The sequence below is a fragment of the Sphingobium sp. genome (assembly GCA_035196065.1).
Taxonomy (GTDB): domain Bacteria; phylum Pseudomonadota; class Alphaproteobacteria; order Sphingomonadales; family Sphingomonadaceae; genus Sphingorhabdus_B; species Sphingorhabdus_B rara.
This window is the reverse complement of record CP136575.1, coordinates 1,072,792-1,096,981: the sequence shown is the minus strand read 5'-3', so window position 1 is coordinate 1,096,981 and position 24,190 is coordinate 1,072,792. Positions and strand designations below refer to the sequence as shown.

General features: G+C 59.4%; 24 protein-coding genes and 1 tRNA gene. 6 read left to right on the top strand and 19 right to left on the bottom strand.

Features of this window, described 5'->3' with window-relative positions:
• Nucleotides 1-6: 6 nt before the first annotated feature.
• Nucleotides 7-711 (bottom strand): DUF1134 domain-containing protein, encoded by a 705-nt coding sequence (locus RSE16_05180; GenBank protein WRH77302.1) that lies wholly within the window; start codon nucleotides 709-711, stop codon nucleotides 7-9.
• A 214-nt stretch (nucleotides 712-925) separates the two neighbouring features.
• Here RSE16_05180 and RSE16_05175 point away from each other — a divergent pair.
• Nucleotides 926-1,018 (top strand) — tRNA-Ser (locus RSE16_05175).
• 314 nt (nucleotides 1,019-1,332) lie between these two features.
• Here the strand turns inward: RSE16_05175 and RSE16_05170 are convergent.
• From RSE16_05170 to RSE16_05125, 10 genes are all read right to left on the bottom strand, one after another.
• Nucleotides 1,333-2,079 carry an alkylmercury lyase family protein gene (locus tag RSE16_05170; GenBank protein WRH76861.1) on the bottom strand — a complete coding sequence of 249 codons (747 nt, stop codon included), beginning with the start codon at nucleotides 2,077-2,079 and terminating at the stop codon, nucleotides 1,333-1,335.
• Nucleotides 2,080-2,100: 21 nt separating this feature from the next.
• Nucleotides 2,101-2,502 (bottom strand): hypothetical protein, encoded by a 402-nt coding sequence (locus tag RSE16_05165; protein ID WRH76860.1) that lies wholly within the window; start codon nucleotides 2,500-2,502, stop codon nucleotides 2,101-2,103.
• Nucleotides 2,499-3,815, bottom strand: coding sequence for a recombinase family protein (locus RSE16_05160; protein ID WRH76859.1), 1,317 nt, complete (start codon nucleotides 3,813-3,815; stop codon nucleotides 2,499-2,501). The genes RSE16_05165 and RSE16_05160 overlap by 4 nt, the downstream gene beginning before the upstream one ends.
• On the bottom strand, nucleotides 3,812-4,273 hold the full coding sequence (locus tag RSE16_05155; protein ID WRH76858.1) for a DUF2924 domain-containing protein: 462 nt from the start codon (nucleotides 4,271-4,273) through the stop codon (nucleotides 3,812-3,814). Before RSE16_05155 ends, RSE16_05160 begins: the two co-directional genes overlap by 4 nt.
• Nucleotides 4,274-4,583: 310 nt before the next feature.
• On the bottom strand, nucleotides 4,584-5,051 hold the full coding sequence (locus tag RSE16_05150; protein ID WRH76857.1) for a hypothetical protein: 468 nt from the start codon (nucleotides 5,049-5,051) through the stop codon (nucleotides 4,584-4,586).
• Nucleotides 5,052-5,066: 15 nt separating this feature from the next.
• On the bottom strand, nucleotides 5,067-5,738 hold the full coding sequence (locus RSE16_05145) for a LexA family transcriptional regulator (GenBank protein ID WRH76856.1): 672 nt from the start codon (nucleotides 5,736-5,738) through the stop codon (nucleotides 5,067-5,069).
• Nucleotides 5,739-5,944: 206 nt separating this feature from the next.
• Complete coding sequence (gene istB, locus RSE16_05140; protein WRH76855.1) at nucleotides 5,945-6,724, bottom strand: IS21-like element helper ATPase IstB; 780 nt, start codon at nucleotides 6,722-6,724, stop codon at nucleotides 5,945-5,947.
• Complete coding sequence (gene istA / locus RSE16_05135) at nucleotides 6,714-8,252, bottom strand: IS21 family transposase (protein ID WRH76854.1); 1,539 nt, start codon at nucleotides 8,250-8,252, stop codon at nucleotides 6,714-6,716. Before istA ends, istB begins: the two co-directional genes overlap by 11 nt.
• An 89-nt stretch (nucleotides 8,253-8,341) precedes the next feature.
• A complete protein-coding gene (locus RSE16_05130; GenBank protein WRH76853.1) occupies nucleotides 8,342-8,686 on the bottom strand; it encodes a hypothetical protein in 345 nt (114 codons plus the stop codon).
• Complete coding sequence (locus RSE16_05125; protein ID WRH76852.1) at nucleotides 8,671-9,408, bottom strand: SDR family oxidoreductase; 738 nt, start codon at nucleotides 9,406-9,408, stop codon at nucleotides 8,671-8,673. The genes RSE16_05130 and RSE16_05125 overlap by 16 nt, the downstream gene beginning before the upstream one ends.
• Nucleotides 9,409-9,519: 111 nt before the next feature.
• On the opposite strand from RSE16_05125, the gene RSE16_05120 reads away from it, so the two are divergent.
• The 4 genes from RSE16_05120 to RSE16_05105 all read left to right on the top strand — a co-directional run bounded on the left by RSE16_05120 (nucleotide 9,520) and on the right by RSE16_05105 (nucleotide 14,045).
• The gene (locus RSE16_05120; GenBank protein WRH76851.1) at nucleotides 9,520-10,356 is read left to right on the top strand and encodes an acetoacetate decarboxylase family protein; all 837 of its coding nucleotides are present in this window, start codon (nucleotides 9,520-9,522) and stop codon (nucleotides 10,354-10,356) included.
• Nucleotides 10,357-10,437: 81 nt separating this feature from the next.
• Nucleotides 10,438-11,748: a histidinol dehydrogenase gene (hisD, locus tag RSE16_05115; protein WRH76850.1), complete on the top strand. Its 1,311-nt coding sequence runs from the start codon at nucleotides 10,438-10,440 to the stop codon at nucleotides 11,746-11,748.
• Between the two features lie 33 nt (nucleotides 11,749-11,781).
• On the top strand, nucleotides 11,782-12,759 hold the full coding sequence (locus RSE16_05110) for a D-glycerate dehydrogenase (GenBank protein ID WRH76849.1): 978 nt from the start codon (nucleotides 11,782-11,784) through the stop codon (nucleotides 12,757-12,759).
• Nucleotides 12,756-14,045, top strand: coding sequence for a DUF4147 domain-containing protein (locus RSE16_05105; GenBank protein WRH76848.1), 1,290 nt, complete (start codon nucleotides 12,756-12,758; stop codon nucleotides 14,043-14,045). Before RSE16_05110 ends, RSE16_05105 begins: the two co-directional genes overlap by 4 nt.
• Nucleotides 14,046-14,104: 59 nt before the next feature.
• On the opposite strand, the gene RSE16_05100 is transcribed toward RSE16_05105, so the two are convergent.
• Entirely contained in the window at nucleotides 14,105-14,692 is a 588-nt protein-coding gene (locus RSE16_05100) for an alpha-hydroxy acid oxidase (protein WRH76847.1), read from the bottom strand.
• Between the two features lie 231 nt (nucleotides 14,693-14,923).
• On the opposite strand from RSE16_05100, the gene RSE16_05095 reads away from it, so the two are divergent.
• Nucleotides 14,924-16,345, top strand: a complete 1,422-nt coding sequence (locus RSE16_05095; GenBank protein WRH76846.1) for an MFS transporter — start codon at nucleotides 14,924-14,926, stop codon at nucleotides 16,343-16,345.
• Nucleotides 16,346-16,371: 26 nt separating this feature from the next.
• On the opposite strand, the gene RSE16_05090 is transcribed toward RSE16_05095, so the two are convergent.
• The 7 genes from RSE16_05090 to RSE16_05060 are packed head-to-tail and all read right to left on the bottom strand — an operon-like array spanning nucleotide 16,372 to nucleotide 24,170.
• Nucleotides 16,372-17,628, bottom strand: a complete 1,257-nt coding sequence (locus RSE16_05090; GenBank protein ID WRH76845.1) for a 3-hydroxyacyl-CoA dehydrogenase NAD-binding domain-containing protein — start codon at nucleotides 17,626-17,628, stop codon at nucleotides 16,372-16,374.
• Between the two features lie 36 nt (nucleotides 17,629-17,664).
• On the bottom strand, nucleotides 17,665-18,804 hold the full coding sequence (locus RSE16_05085) for an alpha-hydroxy acid oxidase (protein ID WRH76844.1): 1,140 nt from the start codon (nucleotides 18,802-18,804) through the stop codon (nucleotides 17,665-17,667).
• Between the two features lie 10 nt (nucleotides 18,805-18,814).
• Complete coding sequence (locus RSE16_05080) at nucleotides 18,815-20,137, bottom strand: aminotransferase class III-fold pyridoxal phosphate-dependent enzyme (protein ID WRH76843.1); 1,323 nt, start codon at nucleotides 20,135-20,137, stop codon at nucleotides 18,815-18,817.
• 42 nt (nucleotides 20,138-20,179) lie between these two features.
• Nucleotides 20,180-20,971 carry an SDR family oxidoreductase gene (locus RSE16_05075; GenBank protein WRH76842.1) on the bottom strand — a complete coding sequence of 264 codons (792 nt, stop codon included), beginning with the start codon at nucleotides 20,969-20,971 and terminating at the stop codon, nucleotides 20,180-20,182.
• Between the two features lie 27 nt (nucleotides 20,972-20,998).
• On the bottom strand, nucleotides 20,999-21,964 hold the full coding sequence (locus tag RSE16_05070) for an asparaginase (GenBank protein WRH76841.1): 966 nt from the start codon (nucleotides 21,962-21,964) through the stop codon (nucleotides 20,999-21,001).
• Between the two features lie 36 nt (nucleotides 21,965-22,000).
• Complete coding sequence (locus RSE16_05065; GenBank protein ID WRH76840.1) at nucleotides 22,001-22,987, bottom strand: dipeptide epimerase; 987 nt, start codon at nucleotides 22,985-22,987, stop codon at nucleotides 22,001-22,003.
• A gap of 1 nt (nucleotide 22,988) precedes the next feature.
• The gene (locus RSE16_05060) at nucleotides 22,989-24,170 is read right to left on the bottom strand and encodes an acetyl-CoA C-acyltransferase (GenBank protein ID WRH76839.1); all 1,182 of its coding nucleotides are present in this window, start codon (nucleotides 24,168-24,170) and stop codon (nucleotides 22,989-22,991) included.
• Nucleotides 24,171-24,190 lie beyond the last annotated feature (20 nt).

Below are 24,190 nucleotides of genomic sequence, written 5' to 3'. Positions count from 1 at the left end.
GGGGCGTCAGAAGGGCAGCCAACGCTGCTTCTTCGAAAACTTCATATAACCGACATTGGCGCCCAAACGCAGGCCTGCACCAACGCGAATCGGGATCAGTACGATATCGCCGCGCCGCAGATAACTGGCATTGAAACCACCGACCAGATAGGCGACGCCTTCCCCGCTGGGAAAACGGCGATACAGATCTTCGCTATCGTAAAGATTATAGACGAGGACGAAGGTGTTACCCGCATTTGCCCCGGCATCAAATCCGAGTGACGGTCCGGTCCAATAGACAGGCATCTCCCCTTCAACCTTGTGGTGCAGCGTACCCGATCCATAACGCAACCCGACCAGCAGCGCCCCGCCGCCTTCACGGCCGACAATATAGCCATTGGGCTGCCCCTGCTTCTTCAAAACATCCTCGATCAGCCGGGCAAGACCCTCGGCACCTTTGCCGAATACGCCCTCAGCCGCCCCGATCAGGTCATCTTGTTGATAGGTCGCGCTATCGGCTCCCGGCGATGGAACACTTGTTGCGGGAACGTCGGTCGCAGGCTCCGCAACGCTGCTGTCCATCGCGGGATCGGCAGACGTTTCCAATTTCGGCGGCGATTCGGCCTTGGGCGGTGTGCCAAGATCCGCGTCGATCGCCTCATTGGGGTCGATCGTCTGGATTTGCGCGTGGGCAGGCGTGCCGGTGAGGATCATGGCCGCCAATGCAAGCATCAGCACATTTCCCCATCTGCGCAGGGACAATCCGGTCATATATTCGCAATCCTCCTAAACTGTGAGACAAGCTAGAACCTGCTTTGGAGCGCGCACAATGAACGGGCGATGAGCCGACTCGCTTTCGCGTCCAAGTGAGTCTGACGAACTGGGCGAATAGGCATTGCAGGCTGGGAAACCCACCGCTATAGGCCCCGACAGCCACCAAAAGTGCGGAGACGTGGGTGAGTGGCTGAAACCAACGGTTTGCTAAACCGTCGTACTGGTAAATCCGGTACCGAGGGTTCGAATCCCTCCGTCTCCGCCACTATATAATTGAAAATTAAAGAACAGTCCCAATTGGGGCTTCGAAATGGCGCAGTTCTGCGCCGTTTTCGCGTGGACTCCTAAACTGTTCAGACTAGCGAGACCCCCAAGATCTGTCTCAGATCGGCTTCCATCTCTTTTCACCTAAACCACGCCCCAAAAGGTTTAGGCCAAGAAAATGTCAGATTTCTGGGGTTTTTGCTTTCTACCCTGCCTTTTCTGTTCGGGCGCAATTTTGGCGCGCGAGAGACTCAAAACCGGCAGTATAGTAGGCGCCGCAGGGTATTCGAACCCGCCCGAATTGGAGATCCTGCTTCAACTAAGTCGCCAGAAATCGCCCTCAAATCCATGCTTCTCGAAGAGTGCTTTTGTTTCTGCTACAGAGCGTTTCCGCCATTGCTTCTCTAAGTAGCTTCCATACCAGTCGGCCGCAAACCGCCACATTTGCTGGATGGGTACGACTGCACCACGAGGCAGGCCATGGCGCGCGCACCAGTCCTCAACGTCAACCTCGGAGTGAAACGGCTGAAAGCTGGCGCAAGCGTGAATGACATTATCCCACCACTCTCGAACCGGTGTTGACAGGTGGAAGAGGAGTTCGGTTTCCTGTACCTCGCCTCCACAAACGTGAACGACTATCGGTTCTCGCTCCCCGCCAATCCGAGTGTGGATGCTCACATCCTCATTGAGCGCCGCTGCGATACCCATACCGCAGTAGAGGCAGTTGGCCCACCAACCACGACCGGAAGTCTCAACCCAACAAGAACCCGGAGAAAGGGCGAACGGGTGAACTACCCAAGGGGCACAGCGGTGCGGATGAAGCTGAAGTGCGTGGGCGTCGTGCAATTGTCTTAGAGATTGCTCGACTGCAATGACGTCAGCATCAAGTCGCTGAGCAAGCTGCTCATTGCTGGGTGCGCGGCCTAATTCCGCTATTGCGCGAGTAAGTTCGCCCCTAACATTGAGATCGAATGGCAGGAGATCGTTGGTGTCCATGCCTTCTAGCATCGCACGATCCGTTTTTGTCGGCAATGCTGAGGAGTTTCGAGTGCTTAAGCGCACTAAATCCTATGGCAGAAGCCTTCAGTGGCTGCCAGGCGTCCGAAAAATCGCGACCTCCTGCTCAGCCCAAGGAAGATCGATCGCATACCATAGGTCCTTAAGCCGCACGGCTGGCGCGTTCCGCTCGATCAGCAGTTTGTGCAGCACATTGGGCGCGAGGTAAGTCAGCCTCACAACCCGTCCGACGTAGGCAGCCGTAAATCCCTCAGCAGTGGCGATGTCCTGGTTGCAGGAGAACTCACCGGCATCTAGCTTACGTTTCCAGCTCCATGCTAGCCCCAGTGCTCGCATGATGTGGGGATCCACACCGCCATTGTCGTCGTTCACAGCATAGTCGTCAGGCGGCGCGATGCGCGGCCGTCCGTTCCGCTTTCGGATTACGAGCGGGATAAAGACCGTGGTGATGCCGGCGGCTTCACTCATGCAGCTTTGTCCAGCTTGGGCAATTGCAACATGTCGCTGACCAACGAGCTAAGTCCGCTGGTCCGCAGATCAAGCGACATGCCTTCCTTGCTGACAACAACGCGTTCAATGAGCAGCCGGGCGGTCCGGTCCTGCTCTGCCGGGAACAGATTGTCCCAGAAGCTGTCGAAGGTTGCCAAAGCACTCGCTACATCGTCCTCGGTAAGGCCCGACCTCGCTGCCTTTAGCGCAGAGCAAGCTTTGGCTGCAATCTCGGGTGCGCGCAGCAGCTGGCGGATATTCTGAACGACCGCGCTTTCGATTACGCCAGCGTTGAGGCGAACAATTGAGCCCTGGCCTTCGTCGCCTCGGTTCTTCAGAGCATCCATCGAAATGTAATAGCGATAGAGCTTTTCACCCTTACGTGTATGCGTCGGCGTCATCGCAACGCCGGTATCGGTGAAGATAAGCCCCTTGAGCATAGCCGGTGTTTGCGCGCGGGTGTTGTTGGCTCGAACGCGGGGACTGATCTTCAAGATCGAGTGAGCTTTGTCCCAGATATCTTGGTCAATGATCGCTTGATGCTCGCCAGGGTAGCTTGTGCCCTTGTGAACCGCTTCACCAAGATAAACACGATTGCGGAAGAGCTTGTAGAGGAACCCCTTGTCGATGGGCCGACCTCGCTTGTTGGTAATGCCCTTACGGACAAGCTCGCGGGTGAGCCTGGTGGCTGATCCCAACTCGACAAAACGCTCGAAGATGAAGCGGATCTGTGCCGCTTCTGCCTCATTGATAACCAGCTTCCGATCGACGGCATCGTAGCCCCATGGCACGAACCCACCCATCCACATGCCCTTGGCGCGGCTGGCCGCAATTTTGTCGCGAATGCGCTCACCGGTCACCTCGCGCTCGAACTGCGCAAATGACAGGAGCACGTTGAGGGTCAGGCGCCCCATCGAGGTCGTCGTGTTGAACGACTGGGTGACCGACACGAACGTCACCTTGTGCTCATCAAACACCTCAACGAGCCGGGCAAAATCCATCAGCGAGCGGGACAGGCGGTCGATCTTGTAGACTACGATGACGTCGACCAGGCCTGCACGGATGTCTTCGAGCAGGTTCTGCAGGCCGGGGCGATCAAGGTTGCCGCCGGAATACCCGCCGTCATCATAGCCTTCGCGCATGGTGAGCCAGCCTTCGTGACGCTGGCTCGCGATGTAGGCTTCACAGGCTTCGCGCTGCGCATCGAGGCTGTTGAACTCTTGTTCGAGCCCCTCTTCGGACGACTTGCGGGTGTAGATGGCGCAGCGAATGCGGCGTCGTGCCTCAGTCATCGCGCGCCTCCCTCAGCTGCCCGCAGGCCAAAGAAGCGATATCCGTTCCAGTTGGTGCCGGTAATAGATTTGGCAATCGCCGAGAGCGATTTGTACCGCCGACCATTCCAGTCGAACCCATCCTTGGCAACCACGACCGTGTGCTCGGTCCCTTTCCAATCCCGGATCAGGCGCGTGCCAATGATTGGGTTGCGGGGATCTGAGATCACCGACTTCCTGACCTTCTTGCCCTCGACCTCGTCGGCCAACATATCCAGGGTGCGGATGACGGGTTTGCTAAGGCCACCGAAGGCTAGCTCCTGGATCCGGTGGGCGAGGCGCTGCTCAAGAAAAGGGCGGCTGTTGTTGGGAGTAGCGGCAGCAAATAGCTTCTCCCACTCTTGCCGTAGCTGCGGCATTGTCATGGTCTTTAGCGCGGACAGGCGCGCAAGCACCTGCGGGTCGTCATAGTTCTGCATTAGCGTTCTCCAACTCGGGGGCGTCCCCGGGTTCGACACACGCTCTTGGGCCGCGAGATAGCGAGTGAACTATCTGCGTCCCCTGCAGATATAGAACTGGACTTTGCGTGCATCCGGATGATGCCTGCCGCGATGATCTGCCCCAACTCGGTGAAGCGCTCGTCATCGGTCATGGTGTTGATGGGAGACGGGCTGCTGCCCGCGGAGATGTCGTGCATGTTGGCTCAGTCCTCTAAAGGCATGAACCCTCCTACTGATGACATACTAGATGCGTCCCAAGTGGAACCCTTTGGTAGCGAATTGCATACCGTTATGTAATCCCGCGACGTCTAATCGCAGCTAACACCTTGCGGTTGATACTATGGCGTGTGGCAAGTTGCCTTGCAGTAAGATCGCGCTTGCGATGCGTGTCCTGTTGAAACTGGTACTCCCAGGCGTTGATGATCCCCTGGCGGTGGAATAGCGCCGCTGCATCAGGGCCTATGCTCTTGTCGGGATTGCTTTTGATCCGCTTGATCGAGGCAAAGATCAAATCAGAGCGAAAGCCCAGAAACCTCTTCACACAGACATTGCCAACGTCGACCGACTGGCCAGTTACGCCGTTCTTGATTGTGCAGAGGTCGATGATTGGAAAGTGACCGCAGAGGCAGGCTTCGGGTTCATCAGCTTGGCTGATACTAACGAGCCTCCATTCTTTACGAGCTGTCTCCCAATCCGTCGCCTTACTCAGCTTCAGGATCTCAGTCTTCAGCTGGGCAAAGTTGTATCCATCACTCATCGGCCACCTCAGCCATCAAAACATCTCCCGCCCGTACCAGCGTATGCGCCCGATGATGTTTACCTCGTCGGCCAGGCAATCGTAGGGCGGATAACGGGTGTTGTCCGAAATGATCTGAACGCGCGGCGGATCGCTCATTGGCACGTGCTCCAAGCGCTTGGCCACCAGCCCGAGGCCGTCGTGGAGTACAAAGATCCCGGGCGGCTGTGGGATCTTCTGCGACATGTCGACCAGCACCGTGTCGCCATCTTCGAGGGTTGGCTTCATGCTATCCCCTTCCACTTGCATGACACGTAGCATTGAAGGGGCCGCCTTCAGTCGTTCCTTGATCCACGACCGCCGAAAATGGAAATCACGCCCCGGCTTTGCCTCTTCATCCAGAATGGACCCGCCCCCCATCGACGGGCGAGCATTGACGTAAGCAATTCCAATGAAGTCAGACTGCGCGCCTTCATCCAGCGGGGTTTCGCCCTGGACGTCTCCCTGCCCGTGAAGCAGCCATTCGACGTCGACCTTCACCGCAGCAGCCACGCTCTTGAGACGCTCCAGATTGGGCGTCTGCGATCGGCCGCGGATGATATCGTACAAGAACGACCGGTTCACACCGGCCAGTGAGGCAACGTCAGCGACGTTCATGCCCAGCTGGCGGATGCGTGCGCGGAGGCGCTCCTGCAAAGTTGTCGACATAACTATCCTCAGAAATCTGATCGGTGTGGATAGAACAGGATTGCGAGGGCTGTGTCAAGCTGATATTGGAACAGATGCGGAACAAAGGGAATCGTCAATGGGGCGCATCAAGAAGGATTATTGTTGATTGTCGTTGAGAAGTGACCCGTTATTTTCACTGAGAAGTGACCCGGGTGGTTGGTATATCCCGCGTTGCGGGTTTTGGGTCAAGAGGTTGGTTTTTCCTTTCTGTTTTTGGGCGCTGCGGCACTGGCGCGGAAGCGGAAGCTGTCATTCCCGGTCTCAAGGATGTGGCAGTGGTGCGTAAGTCGATCGAGCAAAGCGGTCGTCATCTTGGCATCACCGAACACACCGCCCCATTCGCTGAACGATAGATTGGTGGTGATGATGACGCTGGTCTGCTCATAAAGCTTGGAGAGCAGATGGAACAGCAGCGCGCCGCCTGATGGACTGAACGGCAGATAGCCTAACTCGTCGAGAATGACGAGATCAAGGCGCAGCAGGCGCTCGGCAACCTGGCCAGCTTTATTCATAGCCTTTTCCTGTTCCAGCGCATTGACCAGATCAACCGTGGAGAAGAAGCGGACCTTTTTGCGGTGATGCTCAACAGCCTGCACGCCAAGCGCTGTAGCCATGTGGCTTTTACCTGTCCCGGGACCGCCGATCAGTACGATATTGTCGGCACCGTCTATAAAATCTCCACGATGGAGTTGACGGATGAGGGCTTCATTCACCTCGCTGGCTGCAAAGTCGAACCCGGCCAGATCCTTGTAGGCCGGGAACCGGGCTGCCTTAATGTGGTAAGCGATGGATCTGACCTCACGTTCGGTCATCTCCGCCTTGAGCAGCTGCGAGAGGATCGGCACAGCCGCTTCGAACGCAGGGGCACCCTGTTCGATCAGGTCGCTGACGGCGCCAGCCATGCCGTACATCTTGAGGCCGCGTAGCATGACCACGATCGCGGCGCTGGCGGGATCATGACGCATGACGCGCCTCCTTGTTCCGGAGGGCATCGTAGCGCCCGACATTGGCTAGAGGCTCGCGCGCAAGGCGCAAAGCCTGTGGTGCATCTATAGGGGTTGGCGGGATAGCTTTGCCATCGGTCAAACGATGCAGGATATTGAGAACATGGGTCTTGGTCGCCACCCCAGCATCAAGGGCAAGCTCGACCGCGCATAGCACTGCCTGCTCATCATGATGCAGCACAAGCGCCAGTATCTCGGCCATCTCCCTGTCGCCGCCAGGCCGCTTGAGGATCAGCCCTTGCAACTGCCGGAACGCTTGCGGCAGTTCGGTGAAGGGTGCCCCGTTACGCAAGGCACCGGGCTTGCGTTGGATTACTGCCAGATAGTGGCGCCAGTCATACACCGTTTGGCCGGGCATATGGTGCGAGCGCTCAATAATCCGAACATGCTCGCACACGATCTGCCCTTCGGCAACAACAACGACCCGGTTCGGGTATATCCGCAGGCTCACCCGCTGGTTCGCAAACGATGCCGGCACGCTATAACGGTTACGGTCAAAGTTCACGAGGCAGGTCGGGGATACCCGCTTGCTGTGTTCGACAAAGCCGTCGAAGATACGGCCCTGCGGCATCAAGCTGGCGACTTCCTCGGCATGCACATCAGCCACGGTACCAGGCAGGCTACCGTGCTTGATATGCCCCCATTGCGCAATGCAATGTTCCTCCAGCCAAGCGTTCAGGGCATCGATATCGGGGAAGCTGGGCCCAGAGGCACTAAGGGGCTGCCACAGCCGCCGCCGCGCATCCTGCACGTTCTTCTCGACCTGTCCTTTCTCCCACCCCGAGGCCGGGTTACAGAAGTCTGCTTCGAACAGGTAATGGCTCGCCATAGCGGCAAAGCGCGCATTGACCTGTCTGACTTTGCCCCGGCCAATGCGATCGACCGCCGTCCTCATATTATCAAAAATACCCCGCTGGGGAACACCGCCCAGCACCCTGAACGCCTCAGCAAGCGCGTCGAACAGCATCTCGTGGGTCTGAAGTGGATATGCCCGAACAATGAACGCTCGGCTGTATGATAGCTTGGTATGCGCTACCTGCAACTTGGTCTGCCTGCCACCTATAATGGCCCAGTCTTCGCTCCAGTCGAACTGGAAGGCTTCACCCGCCGCAAACACCAAGGGCACAAAAGTGCCGCGTCCGCTGGTCTGCTGCTCGCGTTGGCGTTCAGCCTTCCAAGCGCGCACAAAGGCTGCAACCCGCTCGTAGGAACCGTCATAGCCCAATACCACAAGATCAGCGTGCATCTGCTTGGCTGTGCGCTTCTGCTTTCGCGACTTGCCAACCTCAATCCGCAGCCACCCCGACAGCTTCTCTGCAAACGGATCAAGCTTGCTCGGCCGAACAGAGGCCCTGAATACCGGTTCTAACGTGTCTGCACGTAAATACTTGCGGATCGTGTTCCGCGACAATCCTGTCCGCCGTACAATCTCACGGATCGGCATCCCTTGCCGAAAACGCCAGCGACGTATCACACTCAATAAATCCATGTTGATCACTCCTCATCCCCCCAACCGGTCGGTCAGGGTGTGGTTCAAACATGGGTCAAATCTCAGTGAAAACTTATGCCCCTAACGGGTCACTTCTCAACGACAATCAACAACTCTGCATTTGATAGCACTTTACCGACAGGCGGAGGGGATCTTCGCGGCCATCCATGTGCCAGTAGATAACCAACGAGAGTGCCATCCAGTAACGCAACAAGGCAATACGGCGCGGCAACATTCAGCCGGCTTGCAAATGCCTGGTTATCTTCGATGAGGAATGGCGGATAGTTTTGCGCCTGCAGTTCCAAAGCCGCAGGTAGGTCCTCTGCCTCCATAGCGCGTACCGTCAGTGAGCCTTCATCTGCTATTTGCTGCCTTGAGCTTATCACTCGATTGAGATCCTTTTTTCGGCGGACGTAGGTTACTGTGCTGTCCATCCGCCGTCAACTAAAAGACTAGTCCCAGTTACCATTCTGGATAGCGGAGATGCGAGGTAGAGCGTCGCCGCGGCAACGTCTGCCGGGCTACCCAGGCGGCCCAGCGGAATCATGGTTTCGACAAAGTTCCTGAATGCTGGATCTGCCAACATCGGTTTGGTCATCGGCGTTTCGATGAAAGTCGGGGCAACGGCGTTCACCCTGATGCCGTGCGGAGCAAGCTCGACAGCCATCGCCTTGGTCAGGCCTTCGAGCGCATGTTTGGTCATGCAGTAAACCGTCCGCTGAGGACTGCCTACATGGCCCATCTGGCTGGTAATGTTGATTATCGTTCCGCCCCGGCCCTGCCTTAGCATCGCCTGCACCGCCGCCTGCGATGCCAGATAGACGCTGCGGACGTTGAGATTCAGCATGTCATCGAGCACTTTGGCCGGAACCGCCTCCATCGGCATTGGCCGGTTCATCCCGACATTGTTGACCAGTATGTCGACGCTCCGGCTGGCCAGACTCTCCGGGAACCGGGGGTCGAGAACATCCATCGGCCACGGTTCAATCCCCTTCTGCCGCGCGGCAAGTTCGGCCAGGGCCTGATGGTCGCGGGCCACGGCAAGGACCTGTGCGCCAGCAGCTGCAAGCGCCACCGCTATTTCAGCCCCCAGTCCGCGACTGGCACCGGTTACGACTGCGGCCTTGCCCTGCAATTCAAATGTGAGTTGCGGCATCCTGCCCTCCCTGGTTCGCGTCGTGATTGACGGATCCTTCACGATATGTACAGTGCTTACATTGACCTTGTGTCAGGTTCCATCGCTAAGATTGTTTTGGGGAGGATTACGATGCCGTTCGCGCCAAAGGCTGGGCAGTTCTATCGGATGCCTGTATTCTTCGGCCCCATGCCGGGTCCGCGGCAGTGGCCTGACGAGCGAGACTTCGATTTCCGTTATACACCCCGGATGAAGATGATCGGCGTCAGGATGCTGACCAACGCGGATCAGTTGCAGGCCATGCTGCCCGATCGGTTTGAATTGCGCGGGCCGCCGGTGGTGACTGTCGAGGCGAACTACATGACCGAAATCGGCTGGTTGGCGGGCCGTGGCTACAACCTGTTCGACGTCAAGTTCGAGGTCACCTTTCACGGGAAAGATGGCCCGGTCAATGGCACGCTGGTGCTGGTCCGCTGGGAAAACCTCTGCGATCCGATCCTCAGCGGGCGGGAAGAACTGGGGCATAACAAACTCTATTGCGAAATCCCGGAACCGCGGATCATCGACGGGCGCCAGTCGCTCCGCCTGAGCTGGCTCGACAGTCCCTTCCTTGACCTGAGTGTCAGCGATCTGGTTACGCTTCAGGGGGTGACCAGTCCGCCGCTCGATCCCGATCACCATGGAATGCTGTCTTACAAGTACATTCCCAAGACTGGTTCCTGGGGCGAGGCCGATGTGGAATATGTGACGCTCTCACCTCATGACGTTGTGCGCCAGAACATCTCGATCACCAATTTCCAGGTGGGCAAGGGAGAGTTCGCGTTCCGGCATTGCTCGTGGGACGAATTGCCGACCCTGTACCATATCGTGAACGCCTTTGCGGAACTGGAGAACCATGGTTTTCAGGGTGCACATCTGATCGAAACGATCGGCGGTTCCAGCATTGCCGAGACGCGGCGCGTCGATTGAGCGGCGCCAACGCGGCGCAACCCTGACACACGTAGCAGCGATCCGGCCGATGGTCTGGCCCGGTCGCCGGGAGGATTGATCATGCCCATTACCTATCTCAAGCGGGGCAAGCCCGAAGGGGACCGGGCGGCGGAGAATGCCGAGGTCCGCAAGGTGGTCGAAACGACCCTTGCTGCTATCGAAACGGGCGGGGATGCGGCGGTTCGCGCGCTGTCGGAACGGTTCGACAACCTGTCCCGGCCATCCTACCGGCTGAGCGATTCCGAGATCGACAGCGCGATGTCGCGCGTATCGGCCCGGGATATGGAAGACATCCAGTTCGCGCAGACCCAGATCCGCCGCTTTGCCGAGGCGCAGCGTGCTTGCCTGCGGGATCTTGAGATGGAAACCTTGCCCGGCGTGATCCTGGGCCACCGGAATATCCCCGTGCAGTCGGTGGGGTGTTACGTCCCTGGCGGCAAGTTCCCGATGGTTGCTTCGGCACATATGTCGGTATTGACGGCGGCCGTGGCCGGTGTCCCCCGGATCGTGGCATCGGCTCCGCCGCACGGTGGAGCGCCGCATCCCGCCATCGTCGCCGCAATGAAGCTGGCCGGAGCGCATGAAATCTATGTCCTGGGCGGGATTCAGGCGGTCGGCGCAATGGCCTTGGGTACAGAGACGATCCAGCCGGTCGACATGCTGGTCGGCCCGGGCAATGCCTTTGTTGCGGAGGCAAAGCGGCAGCTGTTCGGGCGGGTTGGGATCGACCTGTTCGCCGGTCCGACCGAAACGATGGTCATCGCGGATGAGACGGTCGACGCGGAAATGTGTGCGACCGATCTTCTGGGGCAGGCAGAGCATGGCTACAATTCGCCCGCCGTGCTGGTAACCACCTCGCACCGCCTGGCCGAGGGGACCATTGCCGAGGTCGAGCGATTGCTGGCCATCCTGCCCACCGCCGAAACTGCCGCAGCGAGCTGGCGGGACTATGGCGAAGTGATCCTGTGCGACAACCATGAAGAAATGCTGCAAATCGCCAACCAGATCGCCTCTGAACACGTGCAGGTGATGACCGACCGGGATGACTGGTATCTTGAGAATATGCATTCTTATGGCGCACTGTTCCTTGGTCCGCGCACCAATGTTTCCAACGGGGACAAGGTAATCGGCACCAACCACACGCTGCCTACCCGGCGCGCGGGGCGTTACACTGGCGGGCTATGGGTCGGAAAGTTCCTGAAGACCCACAGTTATCAAAAAGTGCTGACAGATGAAGCCGCTGCGCAGGTAGGGGCTTACTGTTCGCGGCTGTGTATGCTCGAAGGGTTTGTGGGCCATGCGGAGCAAGCAAACCTTCGGGTGCGGCGTTATGGCCGGCGCGAGGTTGGCTACGGAATGGCTGCGTCCTGAGAGACGCCAGAGGCAAGGAGTCAGGCGGCCGTGATGCCAAAAAGCCAACCGGTTCGCCCGCAGGTGCTGGCAACCTATGCGATGCCGCAGGCGGTGGTCGAACAATTCGGCCAGTTCGCCGACCTGACCGTGCTGGACGGGGTCAGCGATCAGGAACAGGTGCTGGCGCGGTGCGCAGGTCACGATGCCCTGGTCTGCACTCTGATGAACCGGATTACGCCTGACTTCGTTGCCCGGCTTCCCGCTTCGATCCGGCTTGTCGCGACCTATTCTGTCGGGTTCGATCATGTCGATGTCGCCGCGCTCAAGGCGCGCGGGATCGTGTTGGTCAATACCCCGGATGTTTTGACCCAGGCCACGGCCGACGTGACCTGGCTGCTGCTGCTTGGCGCCGCCCGGCGTGGCTGGGAAGCACAGGCCATGCTGCGTCAAGGGCAATGGCACGGTTGGGAACCGACCCAGCTGCTTGGTGCTGACATTTATGGCAAGACCCTTGGCATCCTTGGGTTCGGGCGGATTGGCCGGGCAGTGGCTGAAAGGGCGCGCGGCTTTGGAATGCAGGTTCGCACCTATGTCCGCTCTCCCGCCGGGAATGGCCTGGCAGACAATGTGCACCTGTGCGGCTCGCTTGAAGAGGTTGTGCAGGAGAGCGATTTCATTTCTCTGCACTTGCCGCTTTCAACGGAAACACACGCCTGGTTGAATGCGGACAGGCTGGCCCTGTTGAAGCCGGGGGCAATCGTGATCAACACCGCGCGCGGCGGGTTGATTGACGAGACGGCTCTGATCAACGCCTTGCGAAGCGGCAGGATCGCAGCGGCGGGGCTGGACGTATTTGTGGGTGAACCAAAGGTATCCGAAGAGCTTCTGGCGGCGCCAAACACTTACCTTTTACCGCATATCGGCAGCGCCACGACAGGCGCGCGGGAGGCCATGGGTTTAAGCCTTGTGCGCGATGTGGATGCGTTTTTCGCAGGGCGTCCACTGGCGTCGCGGGTCGTCATACCATGACCGTCTGCACTAGCGACGAAGAAGCCGGACAACGGCAGCTGCTGCGCGGGCTGTTCGATGCAGCTTTGGGCGCGGCTCGGATCGAAGGCAAGCTTGCTGGTTTTCTTCCGCCTCCTCCCATAGGCCGAACTGTCGTGATTGGCGGGGGCAAAGCGGCTGCTGCGATGGCGGCGGAACTCGATCGCGTGTGGAGCGCGCCGCTGAAAGGAGCGGTGGTCACGTCTCGCGGCAGTGCAATCCCCGGATACTCTGGCCGTATCGAGGTGCTCGAAGCCAGCCACCCGGTTCCTGATGAAAGCAGCGTAGCGGCTGGCGAACATATGCGGGCATTGGTTCGTGGGCTGGGCGAGGACGACCTGATTCTGGCACTGATTTCCGGCGGAGCATCATCGCTTATGGTTGGCTTGCCGGATGGTGTCAGTTTGGCCGACAAGCAGGCAGTGACAAAAGCATTGCTCGCTTCGGGCGTACCGATCCGCGAGATCAACATGGTGCGACAGCAACTCTCTACGGTCAAAGGTGGCGAGCTTGCGCGGCTCGCCGGTTCAGCGCGCGTTGTTACATTGGCGGTTTCTGACATTCCAGGAGATGCCATCGAGTCGATCGGCTCTGGCCCGACAATCGTGAATGCGGGCAAGCGTGTCGACGCGCTCGGAATCCTGGCCCGCTACGGCATCATGCCTGCACCGGCGATCGAGCGCCATCTGGCCAGTGCCGGAAAGGCGGTGCCGCGTGCTGTTGCTGCGGGCAGGCTGCAGGATAGTGCTTTTGTGATTATCCGCCCTGCCGATTCCCTGGCGGCAGCGGCGAGCGTTGCAAAAGTTTCGGGATATTTGCCGATGATCCTTGGCGACGATCTGGAAGGTGAGGCCCGTGAATTGGGTGCGGCCCATGCAAGGCTGGCATTGCAGCTGCAGCGCAAGGGCAAGCCCGTCTGCCTGATATCCGGAGGCGAGACGACGGTCACGGTGCGAGGAAAAGGGCGCGGCGGGCGCAACGGCGAATATGTTCTGGGCGCCTTGCTGGAACTTGGCGGTCAGCCTGGGATTGCGGTTGTGGCTGCCGATACAGACGGGATCGACGGGAGCGAGGCCAACGCCGGCGCGATGGGTTTTCCATCCAGCATTGCTCGCGCGGCGGCACTGCGCCTGGATGCCGCGCACAGTCTTACCGAAAACGACAGCTATGGCTTCTTTGCTTCCCTTGGCGATCTTTTGCTGACTGGGCCGACCTATACCAACGTCAACGACTTTCGGGCGATTCTGATCGAGCCGTTGCGGGCGTGATTCCACCCCGGCGTTTGCCGGAAGAAAATTCACGCCCGCGCGCGGCGGGCCTGAAAGCATCAACGACGGCGCAAACGGTCTGCAGTGAGTTGGTCGACCGAAGTCACTCCCATCAACTTCATGCCGCGCTCTATTTCATCTTTCAGGATCGCCAGCGCCTGTTCCACGCCGCCCTGGCCGGCTGCCGCCAGCGCATAAAGATATAGGCGTCCTCCGGAAACAGCAGTGGCGCCCGCGCAGAGCGCTTTCAGCGCGTGGGTGCCGCGCCGCACGCTGCCGTTGCAAATGATCTCGATCTGGCCGCCAACCGCATCGACGATTTCCGGCAACTGGTCGAAAGGCGCGCGGCTGCCATCAAGCTGACGCCCGCCGTGGTTTGAAATCATGATGGCATCGGCCCCGATTTCGACCGCACGCCGGGCATCGGCCACGCTCATGACGCCTTTCAGGATGAACTTGCGGCCCCAGTCATTGCGGACCTGCTCAGCCACTTTCCAGTCCATCGACTGATCTAGCATCGTATTGAAATAGTTGGCGATGGAAACCGCCTCGCCGGTGCCTTCGGATACTTGGGTGTCCAGGTTGGGCAGGGCAAACTTCTCTCGCAGCAGACATTCGTTTTTCGCAGCCTCGGGTGACTTGCTCATTACCAGGCCTACTCTCACAAACGTCAATGATTTCAGGGTAATTCTGATAAGCCCAGTCGGCTGAAATCGGCAACCAGGTACCAGATTGACCACGGCTGGCTTATGTATACACTGATTATATAACGGCCAGATGCTCGCCGTGGGAGGGCTGCAGATGATATCTCGTGCTTCTGAAAATTGCGCTGGCGACCTGACCCGCCTGATCTATCCAATTGCGCGAAACGGCACGGCGTGAGCGTTAAATTGCCTCGCAAGGTGCTTTGGGCCTATGCCCTGCCATCCATTCCGCAATCGTTGCTTAATTCGCCTTTTCCAGCCTTGCTGATGGCATTTTACGCTAAATACACCGAGGCAACGACTGCAGGGATTGCCACTGGCATCCTCATTGCTCGTCTGTTCAATGGCGCAGTAGATCTGCCTATCGGCTATCTTTCCGATCGCACTTCCGGCCGGTTCGGACCGCGAAAGCCGTGGTTGGTGGCAGGAGCAATCGTTTCCGTCTTTGCATTTTGGGTGATTTTCATCCCACCGCAGGGCGCCGGAAACCGCTGGTTCCTTTGTGGTATGATGGCTTTCTATCTTGCCCAAAGCCTGCTCTCGACCCCCTATAATTCATGGTCTGGTGAGATTAGCACAGACTATGCCCAGCGCTCGCGGATCAGTGGAGCGCAGGCTCTCGCCATGCTTGTTGGCGGAATAGCGTTCATGGCAGTTCCTGAAATCCTCTCGCACCCATCCATAGGTATTTTGAGGACTGCCGCGCTGGACCGCAGCGCAATGGAAATCCTTGGCTTGGTAGGCATGGTCTTGATGCCCGTAGCCGTCCTGATTGCGGTTCTTGTTGTTCCAGTCGGCACGGTGACCCGAGGTCACAGCGTCGGAGTCCTTGAGCTTAGGACCATCGTAACCAGCAATGGACCGTTTCGGATTTATATGGCTGCCGAGGTGCTCAATTCGATCAGCTGGGCGATCACATACGCCTTGATGGCTATCGTCCTCGATGACTATTTTGGTTTCGCGGAAGCGATTGTGATGGTTTTGCTCGCCGCAACCGCGCTCCAGGTTGTTGCCATTCCGCTGTGCGAAAAGCTTGCAGGGCACTTTGGCAAGCACCTTCTTTATGCTTGGGGGCAAATCCTCAGCGGCGCGCTTTTGCCGCTTTACTTGTTGTTTGAACCGGCAGGACAAGCGGATTTCTATGTTTTGCTGGGCTTCATTGCATTTGTCGCCAGTATGAACACACCAAGTATGATGTTTTCGCCGTCCTTGCTCGCGGACATCGCTGATTTTGATGCACTCAAGACCCGTTCCAATCGGCTCGGCGCCTATTTTGCGATGCGGACCATGTTGATCCCGGCTGGAGGCGCGATTGGCGGTTCTTTTGCATTCTATATGCTGGGAGTGATTGGCTTTGATCCAGGCGGGAACAATGATGCTGCTGCAACACAAGGACTGATCACGCTTGCAGTGTTCCTGCCGATGGCGCTGTTGTTGATCTCTGGCCTGTTGATGCTCCTTTACCCGATCACCCGGACACGCCACGTCGCCATACGCCGCGTTCTGGACCGCCGTCTTGTGGCTATGTCCGGCGGCGATGAGAGTCCAATCGGCCAAGCCGGCGCCTTACACTTTGCGCAAAATCCAAAAGACTGACGCAGTGCTGGTGCTGTGCAGGGCGTTTACTCGAGGGGTGTGCCCGCCTCAGCCTTTTCTGCCAGCAGTGGCGCAACCGGAAGACTATATTTCTCGAGGCCCTTTACGATAACCTTTAGGCCAAGGTGGTGTGCCCAGAACATTGGACCTCCTGTCCATGCAGGCCAGCCATAGCCACTAAGCCAGACGGTATCGACGTCACTGGCACGTTGGGCGATCCCTTCCTGCAAAATCAGGGCGGCCTCGTTGATCATTGGATAAAGCAGGCGTTCGCGAATTTCTTGCTTGCCGATCTCGCGCTGCGGCTTGCCCGTCTTTTGGGCAAAAGTTTCAATCAGGGCCTCTACTTCTGGTGATGGTTTCGGCTTTCGGTTTTCATCGTAATCGTAAAAACCTTTGCCGGTTTTCTGTCCCCAGCGCCCTGCTGCACAAAGTGCATCCTGGAGATTTTCGATCCTGCATGCATCGCGGTGCCAGCCAAGATCTATGCCGGCAAGATCGGCCATCTGCCATGGTCCCATTGGAAACCCGAACTCCAGTAACGCCGCATCGACGTCCCAGTACTTTGCGCCTTCCATAATAAGAGCCTGAGCCTGTATTTGCCTCGCGTGCAAAATCCGGTTGCCGATGAAGCCATAGCAAACTCCAGAGACGACCGGGGTCTTTCCAACCGCCACCGCCAGTGCCATCACTGTTGCAAGCTGCTGCTTGCCCGTTGCCTTCCCCCGCACGACTTCGAGCAGTTTCATGACATGAGCGGGCGAGAAGAAGTGCATCCCTAGGACGGACTGCGGGCGTGATGTTGCCAGCGCAATTTCGTCGATATCCAGATTGCTGGTATTGCTCGCCAAGATTGCGTCCGGCTTTGCAATCTTGTCCAGTTTGGCAAATACGCCCTTCTTAGTGTCCATGTTTTCGTAGACGGCTTCGATAATCAGATCGGCGTTTGCCAGATCCGCAAAATCGACACTTGCTGCCAAATTGGTCATGGCTGCTTCGGCTTGCGCGGTATCTATCTTCCCGCGCTTGACCGCGCTTTGATAATTTCGCTCAATCATCGCCACGCCCTTGTCGAGAGCATCCTGTGACCTATCCAGCAATGTCACCGGGAGGCCAGCGGTCAAGAAATTCATGGTGATCCCGCTGCCCATCGTGCCTGCGCCAATCACTCCCAAGCGGCGGATCGGGAGAAGCGGAGTGTCAGCTGGAATGTCTTTAACGACGCTTGCAGTGCGGCGAGCTTGTTCGATGTGCTCCAGCACACCGGGAAGCGGTTCTTGCATCAATCTCTCCAGAGTATTTGTGCTGGCTTTGCCGCTTCAGCGACGGCGTAGGCGCTCACGGTTGAGCTGGTCTACCGCAGGGACCCCCATCAGCTTCATACCGCGCTCAATCTCGTCCTTCAGGATTCCAAGTGCTTGTTCGACTCCGTGCTGTCCAGCAGCGGCGAGTGCATAGAGGTAGAGTCTGCCCCCCGAAGTTGCTGAAGCGCCTGCGCACAGCGCTTTTAAGACATGGGTACCGCGCCTGATGCCGCCGTCGCAGATGATCTCGATCTGACCGCCCACGGCATCGACGATTTCGGGCAGTTGGTCGAAAGGCGCACGGCTGCCGTCAAGCTGGCGTCCGCCATGATTGGAAATCATGATTGCATCTGCCCCGATCTCAACGGCCCGGCGGGCGTCGGCCGCGCTCATCACCCCCTTGAGGATGAACTTGCCGCCCCAATCATTGCGGACATGCTCTGCCACCTGCCAATCCATCGATTGGTCGAGCATCTTGTTGAAGTAGTCGGCGATCGAGACTGCCTCACCGGTTCCCTCACTGACATGTGTGTCGAGATTGGGAAGCGCAAACTTCTCACGCAGCATATAATTTAACGCCCAGGCGGGCTTGACCGCGTAAGACAGGGCGGACGAGAGTGTCAGCCGCGGCGGCGAAGTGAAACCGCTACGCGCGCAGCGCTCGCGCTTGCCAGCCACGATCGTGTCCACAGTAAGCGCGATCGCATCGAACTTGGCAGCCTTGCACCGTTCGATCATGCTGCGATTGAGCCCTTTGTCCTTATGGATATAGAGCTGGAACATCTTTGGTGTTGAGATCATTGCACCGATTTCCTCGATGGAAACCGTCGCAAGGCTGGAAATTCCGCACCACACGCCGAACTTCTCGGCTGCTCGTACAACAGCGCGTTCCCCCTGCCAGTGGAATACCCGCTGTAATGCCGTGGGCGACAGGATAAGCGGCAGGGCAGACTTCTTGCCGAGGATTGTGCAACTGGTGTCGATCTCGCCAACCCCGGCAAGGACATCGGGAACCAGGTCCACATTGTCAAACGCGGCAGTGTTGCGGGCCTTGGTCAATTCGTCGTCGGCAGCGCCATCGATATAGTCGAATACCGGCCAGGGCAGGCGCCGCCGGGCAAGTTCACGAAAGTCATTGACGGAATTGATGATCATGGGTGCCTCGTTACAATGCGCGCAGGCTTTGGCGGACCAGGTCGAAGATCTCTTCCAGGTCGGACGGGTTGCTGGTCAGGATCGGTGCCAGCGCGATCGTGTCGCCATTGGCCCGGATCGAAACCCCGCGTTCGTAAGCCTTGATGAACAGTTCATAGCCGCGCAGGCCAGGGCCATCCTTGTGCGGGGCCAGGGTCATGCCCCCGGCCAGGCCGAGGTTGCGAATGTCAGTTACATAGGGTTCGCCGCGCAGACTGTGCATGGCTTCTTCAAAAACGGGGGCAAGCTGCCGGACGTTTTCGTAAACGCCCTCTTCGCGGATCGCCTGCTGGGCCGCCAGCCCCGAGGTGATGGCAAGCGGATGGGCGGAGTAGGTATAGCCGTGGAAGAATTCCACTCCGGTCGGCGTCGCATTGATGATGGTGTCGTGGATCTTCTGATGCGCTATCACCGCGCCCATGGGCACGGCGGCATTGTTGATCCCCTTGGCCATGGTGCACAGGTCTGCCGTAACGCCAAAGAAAGTCGCGCCGTTGGCCGCGCCTAGCCGCCCGAACCCGGTGATCACTTCATCCAGGATCAGCAGGATGCCATGCCGCTCGGTAATCTCGCGCAGCTTTTTCAGATAGCCGCTGGGCGGCACGAACACGCCAGCCGAACCGATCATTGGTTCGACAATGACAGCCGCGATAGAGGAAGGATCGTGTAGCGTGATAATCGCCTCCAGCTCCTTCAGGTAGGTCATCGGATCGCGGCTGGGCTCGCCTCTGGTAAAGCCGTCCAGTGCGGGGTCATAGGGGAAGGGCATGTGGTCCACGCCGGGCAGGCCCATGCCAAAGAACTTGCGGTTGTTGGGCATGCCGCCGACCGAAATGCCGCCAAAACCGACGCCGTGATAGCCGTTGACCCGCCCGATGAACCGCGTGCGCGTGCCTTCGCCGCGCGCTCGGTGATAGGCCAGCGCCATCTTCAGCGCGGTATCGACCGCTTCCGAACCTGAATTGGTGAAGAACACATGCTCAAGCCCATCGGGGAACTGCGCCGCAACCTGGCTGGCCAGATCGAAGGCGCCGGGCGTGGCGAAGTTGAAGGCCGGCGAATAATCCAGGGTTTGCGCCTGGCGGACGATAGCCGCGGTAATGCCGGGATGGCCATGCCCCAGGATCGAACACCACATTCCGGAAAAGGCGTCGCGGATCCGGCGCCCGTCCGCAGTATGATAGAACTGTCCTTCGGCCCCGACGATCAGGCGCGGTGCTGCCTTGAAGGCCTTGTTTGCAGTGAACGGCAACCAGTAGGCAGACAGGTCGTTGGGAATGGCGGTGGCTGACATCGGACTGTCCTTTGTGTTCAGACGGGCTTGCAGGGAGGGGGCTTAGCCAACGAAGCCCATCGGGTTTCCGGCCAATTGCCCGCCGTCGCAGGTCATGACCGCGCCGCTGATGTAGGAAGCGGCATCAGAGCAGAGGAATGCGGCCAGGTTGGCGACCTCTTCCTTGGTGCCAAAGCGTTGCAGCGGGATCGCTCCGGTGATTTTCTTTTCCATTTCGGGCGTCGAAGAGAGGCGGCGCATGCCTTCGGTGTCGCTGATCGGTCCGGGCAGGATCGCGTTGACGCGGATTCCGGCCGGTCCCCATTCGACGGCCAGTGCCTTTGTAAGCATATCGATCCCCGCCTTGGCCGAGCAGACGTGGGACTGAAACGGGATCGCCTGACTGGACTGGACAGCGGAAATGTTGATCAATGAAGCACCGGGACGGCGCAGATGCTCATAGCTTGCCCGCATGACGTGATAGGTGCCAAGCAGGTCGATCTCTACCACCGCGCGGAACGCGTTGGGCGACATCCCCATGGCCGGGGCGACAAAGTTGCCAGCCGCGCCGGAAACCACGAAATCGATTCCGCCACCGCTGCTGGCAAACTCGCTGAAGGCGGCTGCAACCGTATCGTATTGGCGGACATCCCCGGTATAGCCAGATGCGGTTATTCCGGCTTCCCGCAACAGGTCCAGGGCGCTGTCGATCTTTTCCTGGGACCGGCTGAAAATTCCGACTTCTGCCCCCAGCGCGCCCAGGCGTGCGGCAATGCCGAGATTGATCCCGCTTGATCCACCTGCAACAAAGGCGCGCTTGCCGTTGAAGATGCCGGGTGCGAAAATATCTGCCATTGGTGTGTTCCTTTTCAATCCGTTAGTTCAAACCGCGCTGGCGGTTCTGGTAAATTCGTCGCGCCAGGCGTGCGTGCCTGACATCAGCAGTAGGGTAAGCAGCACCCGCGCCTTCAGCGGGGAAAGGTTCCCCGCTGGGACCAGGCCGCGCCGCAGCAGGTCGATCTCCGCGCCCGGATAGCCATAGGTGGCGGTGCAGACCGCACCCCAGGCGGCGCGCGAGCAGAGCACGACCGGCACTTTTGCGGAAAGCCGGGCCAGTTCGGGAACCAGGGCCTCAGGCACGTGTCCGGCGCCCATCGCTGCGATGACCCACCCAGCGACTGAAGCGTTCTCCGCCGCGCGAAAAATCCATGGCGAATGATCGATGGCGATGCTGACCAGTTCGACATGGGCGGGCGGCGCATCGGGCTGGATCGCCACTTTGGCCAGTGAGGCCCGGGGCGGATTGATGGCCACGAAGCGGCCTTCGTGAATCCGGCCGCGCAGGCCAGCTTCGCCCGAGCTGAATGCCGATAGCGCAGTGGTATGGCTTTTCGTCACGTGCCGCGTCGCGTGGACGCAATCATCAAGGACCACCACCACCTCGCCCAGGCCCGGCGATGCCTCCAGAAAGTGCAGGGCGCCCAGAAGGTTGGCCGGACCATCGGCGCCCGGCGCGCTGCTGCCGCGCATGGCGCCGGTCAAGGCAATGTCTATGGGCCGGCAAACCAGCAGTTCCAGCGCAAAGGAGGTTTCCTCCAGGCTGTCGGTCCCCTGTGAAATGACGACGCCGTGATAGCCATCATCGTGCAGCCGCTCGATCGTTCTGGCCAGTCGGATCAGGTCGGCAAAAGTAATGTTGGCACTGGGCAGCTTGGCGAAATCGGTCCAGTCGATGTCCAGGCCCGCGTGTTCTGCGGCCAGTTCCGCCGTGAGCTGCGCCGCATCAAGGGCAGGCGCAAGTCCGCCCGGCCCGTCTGCCATGGCGATCGTGCCGCCAAGGGCGATCACGCTTATTTTCCGCCGGGTCCCGCGCATTGCCGTGGCTCAGCCGCCCCACAGGGCCGATGAGAAGCAGTGCAGATTGCCGCCTGAATAGTGCATGGCATCGGCCCGGTCGTCGAGCAGCAGAGCCGGCCCGTCGAGGTCGACGAAGTCGCACCGCGTGCCAAGCACATAAGCGGGCGCCGCGCCAAGCGAGGTCGGACCGCTGCAACCCAGCATCACTTTCATGCCGCGGGCATGGGCGGCGGCTTCCAGTTCCAGCCCCGGGGTCAGCCCGCCAACCTTGTCCAGCTTGATGTTGATTGCCTGGTAAAGCCTGGCCAGACGGTCCAGATCGGCAAGCGAACTGCAGCTTTCATCCGCGCACAGGGCAATCTCGCCGGTGTATCCGGCCAGTGGCTCGTCGGCCAGATGATGCAGCGGCTGTTCGATCAGGGCTACGCCCAGTTTGTCGAGTGGACCGGTCAGCCGGTTCAGCGTGGCAATGTCCCAGGCTTCATTGGCATCGACGATCAGCGAGGCCCCGGGGCAGGCGGCGGCAATCGCCTCAACCCGTTCCAGCACGTCTTCCTGGTTGGCCTTCAGCTTGAGGATGCGAAAGCCCTTGGCGAAAGCGGCCAAGGCATCTTCGCGCATCTTGGCCGTGGGGTTTATCCCGATGGTCAGGTCGACCTCGATCGCGTCCTTGCGCGCCACCCCTGTGCGCTCCCAGATGCTTTGGCCGCTGCGCTTGCACTCCAGATCCCACAAGGCGCAGTCCAGGGCATTGCGGGCCGAGGTGTTGCTGACCTTTTCGGCAATTTCGGCGCGGCTCGCTCCGGCTGCGATCAGGTCTGCGGCATCGTGCAGGGCAGCGGCGACATCCTCACGGGTCTGGCCGTACTGCGGCAACAGACCGCATTCACCGCGACCGACATGGCCGCCGTCGCGGACATAGACCGTGAACAGTTCGGAATTGGTCTTGGCGCTGCGCGAAATGCGGAACGTTTCCGCGTAGGGCCATTCCTGAAAGGCGAACAGAAGCTCCATCCTAGGCCACCTCGAACAGGCCGGCAGCGCCTTGCCCGCCGCCCACGCACATCGAGATCACGACATATTTTTCGCCGCGGCGGCGTGCCTCGATCAGGGCGTGGCCAACCATCCGCGCGCCGCTCATCCCATAGGGGTGGCCGATGGAGATCGCTCCGCCATTGACGTTCAGCCGCTCGTCCGGAATGCCCAGGTAATCCCGGCAATAGAGCACCTGGCAGGCGAAGGCCTCGTTGATTTCCCACAAGCCGATATCGTCCATTTTCAGCCCGTTGCGTTCCAGCAGGCGGGGAATGGCAAAGATCGGGCCGATGCCCATTTCATCCGGCTCGCAGCCGACCACGGTCATGCCCCGGAAATAGCCCAGGGCCGGAATGCCGCGCCGCGCCGCCAGATCCGCATCCATGACGACACAGGCCGAAGATCCGTCGGAAAGCTGGCTGGCATTGCCTGCGGTGATCGAACCGCCTTCGCGCACCGCCTTCAGCGATGCCAATCCTTCCAGAGTCGTATCGGCCCGCGCGCCTTCATCGCGGGCAATTGTGACTTCCTGCTTGGTCCGCTCGCCCGTGGCCTTGTCGGTCGCCAACATCTCGCAAGTGACCGCGACGATCTCATCATCGAACTTGCCGGCGGCCATGCCCGCTGCCGTGCGTTGCTGGCTGGAAAGGGCATAAAGGTCCTGCGCCTCGCGGCTGATGCCATAACGGTTGGCGACGATCTCTGCCGTGTCGAGCATCGGCATGTGGATCGCGGGATGGCGTGCGAACAGGCGCGGGTCGGGCACGCGGGAGATATTCATGGCCGGCGTCTGGGCCAGACTGATCGATTCCACCCCGCCCGCGACGATCACCTGCATTCCATCACAGGCGACTTGCCGCGACGCGGTGGCAATCGCCATCAGTCCGGATGAGCACTGACGGTCAATGCTCATCCCGGCGACCGTTACAGGCAGGCCCGCAGCCAGGGCCGAGAGGCGGCCGATGTTGAAGGTCTGGGTGCCCTGCTGGATCGAGCAGCCCATGATGCAATCTTCGACTTCATCGGCGGCAATGCCAGCGCGGCGCACGGCTTCGGCAATCGAGAAACCGGCCAGGGTCGGCGCTTCAAGATCGTTGAACGCACCTTTGTAGGCCCGGCCAATGGGAGTGCGTGCCGTTGAAACGATTGCTGCTAGTTTCATCGTGATTTCCTTGTCGGTTG